Annotated in this window: 11 protein-coding genes; 5 read left to right on the plus strand and 6 right to left on the minus strand. The window is 66.3% G+C overall.

Annotation, left to right across the window (positions count from 1 at the left end):
• Positions 1–41 precede the first annotated feature (41 nt).
• The 3 genes from rdgC (at position 42) to LV475_RS09220 (ending at position 4,360) form a co-directional block, all read left to right on the plus strand.
• The gene (rdgC, locus tag LV475_RS09210) at positions 42–932 is read left to right on the plus strand and encodes a recombination-associated protein RdgC (RefSeq protein ID WP_250106177.1); all 891 of its coding nucleotides are present in this window, start codon (positions 42–44) and stop codon (positions 930–932) included.
• 470 nt (positions 933–1,402) lie between these two features.
• Positions 1,403–2,788: an adenylosuccinate lyase gene (gene purB, locus LV475_RS09215; protein ID WP_136867229.1), complete on the plus strand. Its 1,386-nt coding sequence runs from the start codon at positions 1,403–1,405 to the stop codon at positions 2,786–2,788.
• 162 nt (positions 2,789–2,950) lie between these two features.
• Positions 2,951–4,360 (plus strand): HDOD domain-containing protein, encoded by a 1,410-nt coding sequence (locus LV475_RS09220; protein WP_250106178.1) that lies wholly within the window; start codon positions 2,951–2,953, stop codon positions 4,358–4,360.
• Between the two features lie 18 nt (positions 4,361–4,378).
• On the opposite strand, the gene queG is transcribed toward LV475_RS09220, so the two are convergent.
• Together queG and crcB are read right to left on the minus strand one after the other, a co-directional pair.
• On the minus strand, positions 4,379–5,446 hold the full coding sequence (gene queG, locus LV475_RS09225; protein ID WP_250106189.1) for a tRNA epoxyqueuosine(34) reductase QueG: 1,068 nt from the start codon (positions 5,444–5,446) through the stop codon (positions 4,379–4,381).
• Positions 5,446–5,826 carry a fluoride efflux transporter CrcB gene (gene crcB / locus LV475_RS09230; protein WP_250106179.1) on the minus strand — a complete coding sequence of 127 codons (381 nt, stop codon included), beginning with the start codon at positions 5,824–5,826 and terminating at the stop codon, positions 5,446–5,448. Before crcB ends, queG begins: the two co-directional genes overlap by 1 nt.
• Before the next feature lie 318 nt (positions 5,827–6,144).
• Here crcB and LV475_RS09235 point away from each other — a divergent pair, with 318 nt between their 5' ends.
• Positions 6,145–6,570 carry a hypothetical protein gene (locus LV475_RS09235; RefSeq protein WP_136867226.1) on the plus strand — a complete coding sequence of 142 codons (426 nt, stop codon included), beginning with the start codon at positions 6,145–6,147 and terminating at the stop codon, positions 6,568–6,570.
• Positions 6,571–6,654: 84 nt separating this feature from the next.
• On the opposite strand, the gene tsaB is transcribed toward LV475_RS09235, so the two are convergent.
• The 4 genes from tsaB to gnd all read right to left on the minus strand — a co-directional run bounded on the left by tsaB (position 6,655) and on the right by gnd (position 11,812).
• Complete coding sequence (gene tsaB / locus LV475_RS09240; protein WP_169303629.1) at positions 6,655–7,335, minus strand: tRNA (adenosine(37)-N6)-threonylcarbamoyltransferase complex dimerization subunit type 1 TsaB; 681 nt, start codon at positions 7,333–7,335, stop codon at positions 6,655–6,657.
• Between the two features lie 149 nt (positions 7,336–7,484).
• Positions 7,485–9,167, minus strand: coding sequence for a glucose-6-phosphate isomerase (gene pgi, locus LV475_RS09245; protein ID WP_247709515.1), 1,683 nt, complete (start codon positions 9,165–9,167; stop codon positions 7,485–7,487).
• Positions 9,167–10,684 carry a glucose-6-phosphate dehydrogenase gene (zwf, locus tag LV475_RS09250; RefSeq protein ID WP_136867224.1) on the minus strand — a complete coding sequence of 506 codons (1,518 nt, stop codon included), beginning with the start codon at positions 10,682–10,684 and terminating at the stop codon, positions 9,167–9,169. Before zwf ends, pgi begins: the two co-directional genes overlap by 1 nt.
• Positions 10,685–10,726: 42 nt before the next feature.
• The gene (gene gnd / locus LV475_RS09255) at positions 10,727–11,812 is read right to left on the minus strand and encodes a phosphogluconate dehydrogenase (NAD(+)-dependent, decarboxylating) (RefSeq protein WP_331281107.1); all 1,086 of its coding nucleotides are present in this window, start codon (positions 11,810–11,812) and stop codon (positions 10,727–10,729) included.
• A 435-nt stretch (positions 11,813–12,247) separates the two neighbouring features.
• Between gnd and ppc the strand changes: the two genes are divergently transcribed.
• Positions 12,248–15,067, plus strand: a complete 2,820-nt coding sequence (gene ppc / locus LV475_RS09260; RefSeq protein WP_136867222.1) for a phosphoenolpyruvate carboxylase — start codon at positions 12,248–12,250, stop codon at positions 15,065–15,067.
• Positions 15,068–15,084: the final 17 nt, after the last annotated feature.

Raw genomic sequence — 15,084 nt, forward strand, 5'->3', positions numbered from 1 at the left:
GGTTGTCATTCGCCAACCGATTTCCCGGAGTCGCCGACGCCATGCTCTTTTCCCAGATTGCCGCCTTCGACCTGGCCGACTGGTCGGAACCGTCACTGGAAACCCTCTCCGAACAGCTGGCCGAGAAGCGCTTTGCCCCGACCCTCTCCCAGCAGGTCGAGTCGATGGGCTGGGCACCGGTGGTCGACCAGATGCTGGCCCTGGAGACCGACGGCGCGTTCGGCCTGCTGTTCCGCCGCGAGGAACGGGCCGTGCCACCGCGGGTGGTCCAGGATCACGCCGCCAAGAAACTGGCCGAAGAGGCCGGCGAGCGCGAACCCTCCCGCAACGAGTTGCGCCAGGCCCGCGAGAACGCCCTGCTGGAACTGCTGCCGCAGGCGTTTCCCCGGCAGGCCGAGACCCGGGTGATCATCGATGCACGCAACAAGCAGGCGTGGCTGGCCAACGCCGGCGAAAAGCGCAACAGCCAGATCAATTCCCTGCTGCGCGAAACGCTCGGCCAGTGGCGCGTGACCCCGGCCTTCGGCTCCGAGGAGCACGGCAGCCGACTGTCGCGCTGGCTGCTCGAGGGCCCGCCGGCGGGCTTCGAGCTGGGCGACTCGGCCAAGCTGCTCGAACCGCGTGACGGCGGCAGCATCACGGTCACGCGCCTGGGCCTGCCCGACGAAAACGTCCTGGCGCACCTGCGCGACGGCATGACCGTCGAGCAGCTGGAACTCGTCTGGCGCGACCGCCTGCGATTTACCATTCGGGCGGACGGGGCGCTGACCAAGGTCAAGGCGCTCGACACGCTCGACGACGAGTTCGACGACGACGGCCTGGACGATCCGGCCACCCGCCTGGAGGCCGAGCAACGCCTGACCCTCGACGTATTGCGCGAACTGACCCGCGTGCTGCACGAGGCATTGGCCCGCCCCGACGCCGCCGGCTGAATCCGGGCCGGCTAGGGGAAACTCTGCACGATTCGATGACGTCTCTGCGGGACCTCCAAGGGTCCAGATGCAAGGCGCAGTCCGCCGTGAAGGGCCGTCGCCCTTTACAAGGGCTGGACCGGATCGGCTCGACGCCGATCCGGCCGGCGCGAGCCGGCCCGAAGGGCGGGGTTCACGGACGAACCCCGCGACGCCGCAGATGGGCCCTTGGAGGCCCGCCCGGACGGGGCTCGCGGGTTTGCCCGCACTCGTCGTTGCCGTCCCTCGACGGGCCCGAGTGATCGCCCTGGGCCCGCCTTCGGACCGGCGCCTTGATTGCGGGCAAACCCGCGAGCCAGAGATGCCATCGCATCATGCAGAGTTTCCCTAGCGCAAGGCGCCCATTTGGCGCCACCGGCCGCCAATCGCATAATCACTGTTGAATTCGGGCCGCTTCCCGGCTCGACCGACCGACTGTTACAGGAACGCGCATGACCGACTCCGCCCAAGCCGCCTTCGCCCTGACCGCCGTCTCCCCGCTCGACGGCCGTTACGCCCGCCACACCCGAGCGCTGACCGAGTGCTTCAGCGAGTACGCGCTGATCAAGTACCGCGTGCTGGTGGAAGTCGAGTGGTTCAAGGCACTGGCCGACGAACCGAAGATCGCCGAGGTGCCGGCGCTGAACGACGAGGACCGTGCCTCGCTCGACGCGATCGCCTCCGAATTCAGCGTCGAGTCGGCCATGCGGGTCAAGGAATTCGAGGCCACCACCAACCACGACGTCAAGGCGGTCGAGTATTTCCTCAAGGAGCAGGTCGCCGATCATCCGCGCCTGGCCTCGATCAGCGAGTTCTTCCACTTCGCCTGCACCTCCGAGGACATCAACAACCTCGCCTACGGCCTGATGCTCGCCAAGGCGCGCGAGGACGTCGTCCTGCCGGAGATCGACGGGCTTGCCGACACGCTGCGCAAAATGGCCCACGAGTGGGCGGCCGTCTCCCTGCTCTCGCGCACCCACGGCCAGCCGGCCTCGCCGTCAACCATCGGCAAGGAGATCGCCAACGTGGTCGCGCGCCTCGAACGCCAGCGCGCCCAGATCGCCGACGTCAAGCTGATGGGCAAGATCAACGGCGCGGTGGGCAATTTCAACGCCCACCTCGCCGCCTACCCCGAAATCGACTGGCCGGGCTTCTCCAAGCGCTTTGTCGAGGGGCTGGGGCTGACCCACAACGCCTACACCATCCAGATCGAGCCGCACGACTACATCGCCGAGCTGTTCGACGCGATCGAGCGCGCCAACACCATCCTGATCGATTTCGCCCGCGACATCTGGGGCCAGATCGCCCTGGGGCACTTCAAGCAGCGCCTGGTGGAGGGCGAGGTCGGTTCCTCGACCATGCCCCACAAGGTCAACCCGATCGACTTCGAGAACGCCGAAGGCAACCTCGGCGTGGGCAACGCGGTCATGGGGCATCTGGCGCGCAAGCTGCCGATCAGCCGCTGGCAGCGGGATCTCACCGACTCCACCGTGCTGCGCACCCTCGGGGTGGGCATTGGTCACTCGTTGATCGCCTACCGCTCGCTGGCCAAGGGGCTGTCGAAGCTAGAGATCAACGCCGATCAACTGGCTGCCGAGCTCGACGGCAACTGGGAAGTGCTCGGTGAAGCGGTGCAGACCGTCATGCGACGCCACGGCGTGGAGAAGCCGTACGAGAAGCTCAAGGCACTCACTCGCGGCCAGCGGGTGGACGGTCCCGCCATGCGGGCATTCATCCAGGGCATCAACGAGCTGCCGCTCGAGGCCCGCGAACGGCTCGCCGCGATGGCGCCGGGCGACTACATCGGCAACGCCAAGGAGATGGCCGAGCGCATCTGAGCCGGACGGCACGACCTGGCGAATCGGACGGATAACGGCCCGCCCCGGAACCTGGCCGACGCTCGTCGTTGCACCGGAAGCGAAAAGCCCGCAATCTGACGTTGACGGCCACGGCATGACGTCCAATCGCCGACGCCGAGGGAACCATTGGGGGATGCCGGCATGACCCTGCCCGAGAACTGGAGCGAGTACCTGCTCGAACACCCGCTGCCCGTGCGGCGGGCGATTCATCAGGGCATGTGCCGCGAGCTCTTGAGCGAGTCGCCGGATTTCCCGCGTCTGGTCGGCTGGCTGCGCCGCGATCCGGCCGCTGCCAGCTTCGTCCTCGGTGCGGCGGCCAGCGGCCAGCGCCAGCGCGAACGCAGTGCCCCGCACAATCTCGAGCACGCCCTGTCCCTGTTGGGCAGCAACTGGGCACGAAACCAGCTGCCCACACTGCCGATCCTCGAAAACACCATCGACGACGAGGACCAGCGGGCCGGCTATCTCGCGGCCTCGTCACGCGCCATGCGCGCCGCTCGGCTGACCGAGGCCTGGTTGATCGAACGCCGCGAGACCAACTACGAGATGGTCTCGGTCGCCGCCCTGCTCCACAACCTGGTCGAACTGGCCCTGTGGCGCGACGCCCCCGAACTGGCCCGCCAGGCACTCGCGATCGCGCGGAAGAGCCTGATCGATTTCACCCGGAACGACGCCGAGGACGCCAGTCTCGACCGCTGTTTTTCCGTCGGGCATGCCTTCGCGACGGTCCTCGGCGAGGCCGGCATCGACCTGCTCGAACTCGAGACCGCGCTCACCGAGCGCTATTACCTGCCGGTCATGCTGCTCGCCGAGGAGGCAACCATCCCCACGCTCGGCGCCCATCACGAGGCCATCCTGGTGCTGGCACGGCGACTCGCCTTCGCCAGCGAGTTCGGGTGGCACCACGCCGTCATTCTCCGATTGACGATCGCCATCGCCGACCAACTGCATCTATCGCCAACGGCCGCCTGGCGCGTGACGGTGAAGAAGTCACTCGTCGATGCCCGCGAATTCGCCAACATCCCGCTCTACCATCCCGGTCGCCTCCTGGTGCAACACGATGACGGCCGCGACCTGCTGTGGCCGTTGCCGGCGGATTACGGACTCGACGCGGACGAGAACGGTTGCCACGCGAGCGGCAATCCCACGCGCTCGACCACCCCCGGGCGGCAGCTGGGCGACACGATCCGCCAGCTCACCCGGTTCGATCAGGTCGAGGAGATCGCCTTGTACGAAAACGTCGATGCGTCGGTTTCGCAACGGCGCTTCCACTGGAGCCGCTCCGGGCAGGCCGACCTTCCCGAGACGATTGGACTGGGCAAATCGCCACTGCTTTCCCGGCTGCAATCCCGCCTGGAAACGCTCGGCATCGACGAGCAGAACCGCGAACGCCTGGCACCGCACCTGGATACCGCGCTGAAGGCGGCCACGCGCGCTGGCCTGGTGATCGCACCGTTGGCGGTGAACGGGACATTGATCTCGACGCTGTTCGTTCGCGGTCCGCAGGGCGAGCAGCAGCGAGACATCATCTCCTCCCTCGATCGGGCCTGAACCGGTTTTTGGCGTCGGTCAGCCTGAGGCACCCAGACGTGCCAACGCCCATTGAATGTGACGATCGACCTGCTCCCCCGCCTCGCCCTTGCCGGCGCGCAGGGCCGCAATCGCCGCCGGGATGCGGTCATGCTCGGTCGGCAGGTTGCCCAGTGCCACGGCGAGGTTGCGACGCCAGCGGCGCCAGCCAATGCGTCGGATGGCCGACCCCTCGGTGCGTGACAGGAACGTGGCTTCGTCCCAGCTGAACAGGTCGACCAGATCGGGGGCGTCCAACCCCTGGCGGGCGTGGAAGTCGACGTCGTTGGTCTGCCGTGCGAAGCGGTTCCAGGGACAGACCAGCTGGCAGTCGTCGCAGCCATAGATCCGGTTGCCCATCAGCGGACGCAGTTCCTCGGGGATGTCCTCGTCGGACTCGATGGTCAGGTAGGAAATGCAGCGACGCGCATCCACCACCCCGTCGGCGACGATCGCGCCGGTCGGACACACGTCCAGGCAGGCCGTGCAGGAGCCACAGTGGGGATCGACCGGCTCGTCAACCGGCAGGTCGATGTCCAGAAACAGCGCGCCGAGAAAGAACCACGAGCCGCCGGATCGATTTAGCACCAGCGAATGCTTGCCCTTCCAGCCGATGCCGGCGCGTTCGGCCAGTCCGGTCTCGTAGACCGGTGCCGAATCGCAGAAGGCCCGGTAGGTGAACGGGCCCACCGTGTCGCTGATCCGCTTGGCCAGTTGCGCCAGGCGCTTTCTGACCAGCTTGTGGTAGTCGCGTCCCAGCGCGTAGCGACTGACGTAACCCAGCGACGGATCGCCCAGCACACGTGACGGCCCCAGGGACTCGGGCGGCAAGTAGTCGCGGGTGACCATCAGCACCCGGCGCGTTCCGGGCACCAGCTCCTCGGGGTGAAACCGCATCAATCCGTGGCGCTCGAAGAACCCCATCGTGCCGGCATGGCCCTCGGCCAGCCAGCGTTCGAATCCTGCCTCGTAGGCCGACAGGTCCGTGTCGGTGACCCGGGCATCGGTAAAGCCCAGCTCATCCGCCCATGCCTGGATGCGCCGCTTGAGCTCGGACGGCTCCACGATCAGCTCCCCAGGCGCTCGGCGACCAACATGCCACCCCGTGCCGCCAGCAGGCACAGGACGACGGTGGACACCACGTACATTCCCGCCCACAACCAGGCCTGTCGTTGCATAAGGGCCAGGGTATCGATGGAGAAGGCGGACATGGTGGTAAACGCACCGAGAAAGCCGGTGAGGATGGCCAGACGGTATTCCATCGGCATCTGCCACCGGGTGAGCAGCCAGACGCCGAGAAATCCCATCAGCCCCGAACCGATCACGTTCACGCTCAGCGTGCCCCAGGGGAACGCGCGCCCGCCGAACTGCATGATCGCCGCGGTCATGCCGTACCGCGCCATGGCACCCAGGCCCCCGGCCAATCCAATCAACAGGTAGAGCTTCATTCGATCGACTGTCTCCCAATGCCTGACGTGAACGGCGCGGGCCACCCCGAGTCCGCCGCGAGGTTATCACGCCCCATGGGGCCCCGGCGGTGGCGGTAAGCGAGGATCTCCCCGGGTGTCTGCTCGGGATAGACCGGATGACCGATGGTCACAGGTTGGCCGCACGAGCCGTCGGCCACGCGTGACCGCTTCCTTGCAACGGCGAACAAGTGTCCTAAGCTCGGATCAGAGCACGGCCGCGGCGGGCTTCCCCGCGAGCAATGGGGTCTTCCCGGTCGTCGTTGATCTTCTCAACCAAAGCACAGTGAAGGAGAACGCATGAAGAAATTGCTACTCGCCAGTGCGATCGCTGGACTCTCGGCGGGCCTGACCGCGCCGGCCATGGCCGCCGAGAACGACTTCGAGCAATACCAGGCCGCGGTCTACGAGCGTGGTGGTTCGGGCGTCTCCGGCAATGCCGTGTTCATCCCGGAAAACGGCGAGATGATGGTCAAGCTGACCATCGAGAACGCCGACGGCATGTCCGCTGGCATTCACGCCGGCCTGTGCCGTTACGCGGAAGACAGCGACGGCGCGCCGGAAATGCTGGCCTTCGACGAAGACCCGCTGTTCGAGCTCAGTGCAATCGATGGCACCGAATCGTCTTCCACCATCGAGTTGACCACCGAGGCACTCATGGGTGATGCGCATTCGGTTGCCATCCACGACGGCAGCACCATCGTGGCCTGCGGCAACATCCAGTAAGCCGTCCCCGTAACCGTTGCCAAACCACGACGCCCCGGCCTGTCAGGTCGGGGCGTTTCTTTTTGTTGCCTGCGTTTTTCCGATTTACCGCCCGGCGACGTTGTCTCTCAGGTATTGCGGCACGGCGCGGTCGGGGGACAGGTAATCCGCCTCGGACAAGCGCCGGATCAGTTCGATTGCGTCCTCGGCATGCGGTAGCGCCTCCGGTTCGACGCGCAGAACCTCGCGGCCCTCGCCGAGTGACGGATACCGACCGAATCCACTGCCGCTGGCGACAATGCGCCCGGCTGCGCCTTGCGGAAACACCGGCTCGGTCACACCCTCCTCGAGCACGGTGATCAGACGCCCCTCGGCATCCAGCCGGTAGGCCGCTCGGTAGATCTCACCCATGCGGGCATCGATGGCGACCCGGGCTTCCACGTCGTCCACAGCCTCTCCCGCCGCCTTCAGGCGACGAAACGCCCCGGCGGCAAGGCAGGCGAGCGAGGAGACACCCGCCATGGGCAGGTCGCGGGATATCGCCACGCCCTGCGCCATCGCCGTGGCGATACGCACCCCCGTGAACGACCCCGGTCCGCGGCCGAAACCGATCAGCTCCAGGTCGTCGAAACCGATCCCGGCTTGCGCCAGCAGGGCCTCGGCCATCGGCAGCAGCTTTTCGGCGTGCCCCCTTGGGGCCACCTCGAAATCCGTGACCAGGCGGTCGCCGGCCAGCACGCCGGCCGTGCATGCCTCGGTGGAGGAGTCGAAATACAGAATGTTCACGCTTACCCCAGCTCGATACAAACGATCGATCGACGCCGGACCGGACCGGTCGGATGGCGTCGAACTTGCGAGCGGATTCTACCGGAAGCGAGCGACACCGGACGGGCAAGCGCCCCGGTCGGTCCGGGACACGAGGTGCGGCACCTCGATCAGGAGGCGTCCTCGCCGTTCTGGGCGGGCGTCCAGTGCTGGCGTATCTCGTCGAGCAGCCAACGCGTGGAGCCATCGAACGCCCCGTCTTCCTGGTGGCTGCCGATGAAGGGTTCGAGCTCGTTGGCCATCTGCTTGCCGAGCTCCACGCCCCACTGGTCGAAGGAGTCGATCTGCCAGACCGCGCCGGCGACGAATACCCGGTGTTCGTAGAGGGCAAGCAAGGCACCGACCGCCTCGGGGGTCATCTGCGGGAAGAGGATCGTGTTCGACGGCTGGCCACCCGGGCAGACGCGGTGCGGCGCGATCCGTTCGATGGTCGCCTCGTCGGCACCCTCGGCACGCATCTGCGCCTCGACTTCCTCCTGCGTGCGGCCGAGCATCAACGCCCGGCTCTGCGCGACCAGGTTCGCGAGCAACTGGCGTTGTTGCGTGCCGATCGGCGAGTGGGTCCGGATGGCGCTGATGAAGTCCGACGGGATCAGGCGCGTGCCCTGATGCAGCAACTGGTAGAAGGCGTGCTGCCCGTTGGTGCCGAGCCCGCCCCAGAGCACCGCGCTGGTGTGCGAGTCGACCGGCTGGCCGTCGATGCGCACCCGCTTGCCGTTGGATTCCATCATCACCTGTTGCAGGTGCGCGGGCAGAAAGCCCAGCCGCGTGCCGTACGGGAAGACCGCCAGCGAATCCGAGCCCAGGAAATCGGCGTTCCAGACGTCGATCAGCCCCAGGATCAACGGCAGATTGTCCCGGCCGGTGTTGAGCCGGAAATGCTCATCCAGGGCATGGGCCCCGTCCAGCAGGCGCTTGAAGCGATCCATGCCGAGATACAGCGCAATCGGCAGGCCGATGGCCGACCATAGCGAGTAGCGCCCCCCGACCCAGTCCCAGATCGGGAACATGTTGTCCGGGTCGATGCCGAACTCGCGCACCCGCTCGGTGTGGGTGGAAACGGCGACGAAGTGCTTCTTGATGGATTCTTCGTCCGGCGCGCTCTCGAGGAACCAGCGACGGGCCGAGCGGGCGTTGGCGAGCGTTTCCTGGGTGCCGAAGCTTTTGGAGGCCACCACGAACAGCGTGGTCTTGGGGTCGAGAATCGAGAGCTTGGAGGCCAGATCACTGGGCGCGATATTGGAGACGAAATGCACCCGGATGCCCCGGTCGGCATAGGAGCCCAGCGCGCGACAGACCATGCGCGTACCCAGGTCCGAGCCGCCCACGCCGATGTTCACCACGTCGGTGATCGGGTCGCCGGCATACCCCTTCCACTGGCCCGACTGGACCGACTCGACGAAGGTTTCCATGTGGTCGAGGACAGCGTTGACCTCGGGCATGACATCCTGACCGTCGAGCACGATCGGTCGATTGGACCGGTTGCGCAGGGCGACGTGCAGCACGGCGCGGTCCTCGCTGCCGTTGATGTGCACGCCGTTGAACATGTCGTCGCGCAGCTCAAGCACACCGCGCTCCTCGGCCAGCGCGAGCAGCCCGTCGATCACGTCGTCGGTGACGCGCTGCTTGGAGTAGTCGATCGACAGCCCCGCCGCGTGCCCCGACAGCCGGTTCGCCCGGTTGCCATCCGTCTGGAACCAGTCGTTCGGGTGGCGGCGCATGTGTTCGGTCGCCTTGACCTCGAGCAACTGCCAGATGGGGCTCATCCGGCCGACATACCGTTCCTTTCGCATCAATCCTCTCCAGGGATCTTGAGGTTGTTTCGCCAGCGGTGCGAGTCGGCATCGAACAGGCGATCGGCCTCCGGCGGCCCCCAGCTGCCCGCGGGGTACGTCGGGATGTAGTCACGCTCGACCGCCCAGTTGCGCAGGATCGGATCGACCACCCGCCAGGCCCAGGAGACCTCATCATACCGAAGGAAGAGCGTCTGATCGCCGTTGATCACGTCGAGTAACAGGGTCGCGTAGGCGTCCAGGTTCGCCGGTTCCTCCCCGGTGTAGGTGGCGTCCATCTGGACCGTGCGGGTGCGCATTTCCAGCCCCTCGGTCTTGATCTGCATCTCGAAGCGGAAGTTCTCCTCGGGCTGGATGCCGATCAACAGCCAGTTGGGCGCGGTGTTCGCCACCTGCGTTTCGCGGAACAACTGCTGTGGCGGCTCCCGGAAGCGAATCGAGATCTGGGAATGGCTCTTGGCCATGCGCTTGCCGGTGCGCAGGTAGAACGGCACGTCGCGCCAGCGCCAGTTGTCGATGTAGAGCTTGAGCGCGGCGAATGTCTCGGTTACCGAATCGTCCGCCACACCGGGTTCGTCGAGGTAACCCGGCTCGTTGACCCCGTCGACCATCCCGCGCGAGTACTGCGCCCGGAAGGCCTGCGCATGCACGCCGCGGTGAGAGATCGGGCGGATGCAGCGCAGCACCTTGACCTTCTCGTCGCGCACCGCCTCGGCATCCATCGAGGCCGGCGGCTCCATCGCCGTCAGCGCCAGCATCTGCATCAGGTGGCTCTGGACCATGTCGCGCAGGGCCCCGGCCGAATCGTAGTACGCCCCGCGGCCCTCGATACCCTGTTGCTCAGCGTGCGAGATCTGGACGTGATCGATGTAGTTGCGATTCCACAGCGGCTCGAGCAGCAGGTTGGCGAACCGCATCACCATGATGTTCTGTACCGTGCCTTTGCCGAGGTAGTGGTCGATGCGGAAGATCTGGTGCTCGTCGAAGTACTGATGGAGCAGGCCGTCGAGGGCATGGGCGCTGTCGATGTCGTGGCCGAACGGCTTTTCGATCACCACCCGCCGACAACCCAGGGTCTCGTCGGTGAGCCCGCAGGCGCCGAGGTTGCGGCAGATCGCGCCAAAGGCCGACGGCGACACGGCGAAGTAGAAGACCACGCAATCGGGAAATTCGGCATGGGTCAGCCGGTCCGCGAGATCCTCGAAGCAACCGGTGTCGTTTAAGTCGCCGTTGTGAAAATGCAGCTTGCTGAGCAGTCGCTCGATGGAATCGTCCGAGGGGCAGTCGTCCTCGCCCGGTTCGCCTGCCAGGCACAGGCGCCGTACCTCCTCACGCCAGGTGGCATCGTCCCAGTCACGCCGACCGAAGCCGATGATGCGGCTGCCCTCGGCCAGCCGGTCGGCCCGTTCAAGCTGGTACAAGGCCGGCAACAGCTTCTTGCGCGACAGGCTGCCGGTCGCACCGAAGATGACGATGGTGACCGGACGCGGCGGTTCACGACGGATCGCCTTACGCATGGGCCGCACTCCCGCGTTCTCGCACACTCACCGGCCGCGAGCTCATGACTCGTCCCGGCGTTGCACCACGTGACCACCAAAGGCGTTGCGCATCATCGCGAGCACCCGGTTGCCGTAGCCCTCGTCGTCTTGGCTGGCAAAACGCATCTGCAGGGCCAGCGTCATGACCGGCGCGGCCACGCCCAGATCGATCGCCTCGATGGCCGTCCAACGGCCCTCGCCGGAGTCGGCCACGTGCGGGCGGATCGCCTCGAGACCCTGCCCTTCCTGCTTGAGTGCCTCGGCGGTGAGATCCAGCAGCCAGCTCTGTACCACCGACCCCTCGCGCCACAACTCGGTTACCTGCGCGAGGTCCAGGTCGAACTCGGATTTCTTGCGCAGCACGGCCAGCCCCTCGGCCATCGCCTGCATCATCCCGTATTCGATGCCGTTGTGGATCATCTTGGTGAAGTGCCCGGCGCCGGCCGGCCCGACATGCCCCCAGCCCGAGTCAGGGCTGGGGGCGAGCACGCGGATCGCGGGCTCGATGTGGGCAAACCCGGCCTTTGTGCCGCCCACCATCAGGCTGTAGCCGTTCTTCAGGCCCCAGACACCGCCGGAGGTGCCGCAATCCAGGAAATGCACCCCGGCCGCCTCGACCCGTTCGGCGTGCGCCATGGTCTCGCTGTACCGCGAGTTGCCCCCGTCGACCAGCACGTCACCCGGGCTCATCTGCGGCAACAATCGCTCGATCGCCTGACTGGTGATCGCGCCCGCCGGCAGCATCAACCAGATCACGCGTGGGCCGTCGAGTTCGCGGAAGACGTCGGCCTCCTCGTAGGCGGGCACGATGTGGTCTTCCTCGTGCAGCAACTCGTCGATGGGCGCCCGGCTGCGATTGTGCGCCACCACCGTGATGCCACCGCGCGACAGGCGCCGCGCCATATTGGCGCCCATGCGCCCCAGACCGAAAATGGCGAGTTTCATCGGCTTACACTCCTGATAATCGTGCAACGGGTAACCGTCCAACGGTTGAAAAACGGCGAACGGCAAAACAACGCAAGGTCCGGACCGGCCGATACCGCGCCTGCCGGGTCTTGCCAGCCCGGGAATCGTCTGGCTCCCCGACCATGCGCCCGGATCGGGCAACGGTCAACGACCGATCAACGCCGTGCCCGCTCGCCCCGTCATCACCGAGGGGGATCGAGCAGGAACACGCGTCTAGAACAGTGAGCAAGCTTTGCGCCATGTCGGCGTGCGTCATCTCGAGACAGCCTGTTTCAAGCCTAGCCAACGCCTGTTGGTTTTCCATGACGGCCTCGCAAAAACCGGAGGCCCAGCGGCGAGAAACGACACGACAGGGATCCCGCCGTGGCGGGGGCTCGAGCGAAACCCGGCACCGGCCTGGGGCCGCAAACCGGCAAGAGAGGCCAGAAATCGCTATAATGCCCGCGATTTTGCCCGACGATCCCGACCCCCTTCCCACGGGCCAACCCCAGGGTCCCCGCGGTCGGACGGGCCACTCCGGCCGAGATAACCAGCGGCCCGGAGCCGCAACCATCAATCCGCGAGAACTCATACGCGATGACGACAAGCAAAGACAAGGACAAGGCCCTGCGCGCCCGAGTGCGCCTATTCGGCAACCTGCTCGGCGAGGTGCTCCGCGAACAGGCCGGCGAGGCGGTCTTCGACACCGTCGAGAGCCTGCGCCGCGGCTTCATCCGCCTGCGCAAGAGCTACGATCCGGCGCTCTACCGCGAGCTGATGGACGAGATCGAGGCGCTGGATGCCGACAGCCTCAACCTGGTCGTGCGTGCCTACGGCCTGTACTTCAACCTCGTCAACATCGCCGAGGAAGACTACTCCCACCAGCATCGTCGCCGCCAGATCCGGCGCGGCCTGCGCCTGTGGCGCGGCTCGTTCTACGACACCATCCGCGGCTTTGCCCGCGAGGGCATGACCCCGGAACAGCTCCAGGGCCTGCTCGACCAGTTGGTGTACATGCCGGTATTCACCGCCCACCCGACCGAGGCCAAGCGCCGCACGGTCATGGACCTGCAGCGCCGCATCTTCCTGTTGTGTGGCGAACTCGACCGTCCGGAGTCCACCGGGGTCGAGCGCGAACGTCTGCTCGATGAAGTCAAATCGATCATCCTGGCGCTGCTGCGCACCAACGAGGTGCGCACGACGCGCCCCGAGGTGTCCGACGAGATCCGCCTGGGCATGTACTACTTCCGCACCTCGATCTTCGCGGCGGTGCCCAAGGCCTACCGCTACCTCGAGCGCGCGGTGAACCTGAACTACAACGACGCCCACCCCGACAAGCCGGTCACCGTGCCGAGCCTGTTCAAGTTCGGCTCGTGGATCGGCGGCGACCGCGACGGCAACCCCTACGTCACTCACGACGTGACCATCAAGGCCGTCTGCCTCGCCTCCGAGACCATCCTCAAGGAATACCTCGACCGGCTCGAGACGCTCAAGCGCATCCTGACCCATTCCCTGCAGCTGGTGCCGGAGATCGACTGCCAGCAGCTGCAGCTCAAGACCGATGCCGAGGCGCTGGGCATGCTGGAGGCCAACCAGCAGGACGGCGAGTTCTTCCCCGAGGAGCCCTACCGCCTGAAGCTGCGCGCCATCCGCCAGCGCCTGCGCTACAACCTCGCCTACATCCACAGCGAGCTTGACGGCAAGCCGACCGCGCTCGACCCGCGCGCCTACCAGAGCAAGGACGCCTTCCTCGACGACCTGTACCGCCTGCGCGATTCCCTGATCGGCATCGGCGACCGGCTGCTGGCCGAAGGCGACCTCAAGGACCTGATCCGCCTGGCCGAGACCTTCGGCTGGCACCTGGTGCGCCTGGACATTCGCCAGGAATCCACCGAGCACACCGAAACCGTCACCGAGGTCTTAAAGCAGCTCGCCCCCGAAATCGACTACGCCAACCTGGCCGAGGACGACCGCACCCGCGTGCTGGGCGAGCTGATCGAGGCCGGCTCGCACCGGGTCGATGCCCTGGGCACGGACTTGAGCGAGAAGTCCCGCGAGGTGATCAAGGTCCTCGAGGTCAAGCGCCAGCTGATCGATCACATCAGCCGCGAGTGCTTCGGCACCTACGTGATCTCGATGACCCACTCGGCCAGCCACGTGATGGAGGTGATGTATCTCGCCTCGCTGACCGGCCTGGTGGGCAAGACCGAATCCGGCGACTGGTTCTCCGACATCCAGGTCTCGCCGCTGTTCGAGACCATCGAGGACCTCAAGCACATCGAGCACGTGCTCGGCACGCTGTTCGACAACCCCACCTACCGTGGCCTGGTACGCGCCTCCGGCGAGCTGCAGGAAGTGATGCTGGGTTACTCCGACTCCTGCAAGGACGGCGGCTCGCTCGCCTCGGTCTGGAGCCTGTACAACGCGCAGAAACGCGTCATCCGTCTGACCCGCAGCCACGGCATCCAGTGCCGTCTGTTCCACGGGCGTGGCGGCACGGTCGCGCGCGGCGGCGGCCCGACCCACGAGTCGATCCTCTCGCTGCCGCAGGGCACCGTCGAGGGGCAGATCAAGTTCACCGAACAGGGCGAGGTGCTGTCCTCGAAGTACAGCAACAACGAGACGGCCATCTACGAGCTCACCATGGGGGCGACCGGCCTGATGAAGGCCTCGCAGCACCAGGTGGTCGACGAGAACCCGGTGCCGGAGGAGTTCGAGCACGTGGTGGGCGATCTGGCCCGCTACGGCGAGGAGGCCTACCGCGACCTGACCGACCACACGCCATTCTTCTTCCGCTACTTCCACGAGGCCACCCCGGTCCGTGAGCTCGGCCTGTTGAACATCGGCTCCCGCCCGACCTCGCGCAAGAAGGGCGATCTCTCCAAGGCCTCGGTGCGCGCGATCCCGTGGGTGTTCGGCTGGTCGCAATCGCGCCACACCCTGCCGGCGTGGTACGGCATGGGCTCGGCGCTCAAGCGTTGGCGCGAGGAAAACCCGGGACGCGAGGAACTGCTGCACGACCTGTTCGAGCAGTGGCCGTTCTTCCACAGCATGCTGCGCAACACCCAGCTCTCCCTGACCAAGGGCGAGATGACCATCGCGCGGGAGTACGCCGGTCTGGTCTCCGACCAGGAGCAGGCCCAGGCGGTCTACGAGAAGATCCGCACGGAATACGAGTGCGCCGTCGAGCAACTGCTGAAAGTCGCGCACGCCGACTCGCTGGTGGAGATCGACGAGTACATCGGCACCTCGATGATGCGTCGCAACCCGTACCTGGACGTGCTCAACCACATCCAGATCACCCTGCTCTCACGTCATCGCGACGAAAGCGTGCCGGAGGCCGAACGGGAAAAGTGGTTGCCGCCGCTGCTGCGTAGCATCAACGCGATCGCCGCCGGGATGCGCAACACCGGCTGACCACCAGCCCGAGCCGA

The organism is Guyparkeria hydrothermalis (assembly GCF_023555375.1).
Taxonomy (GTDB): domain Bacteria; phylum Pseudomonadota; class Gammaproteobacteria; order Halothiobacillales; family Halothiobacillaceae; genus Guyparkeria; species Guyparkeria hydrothermalis.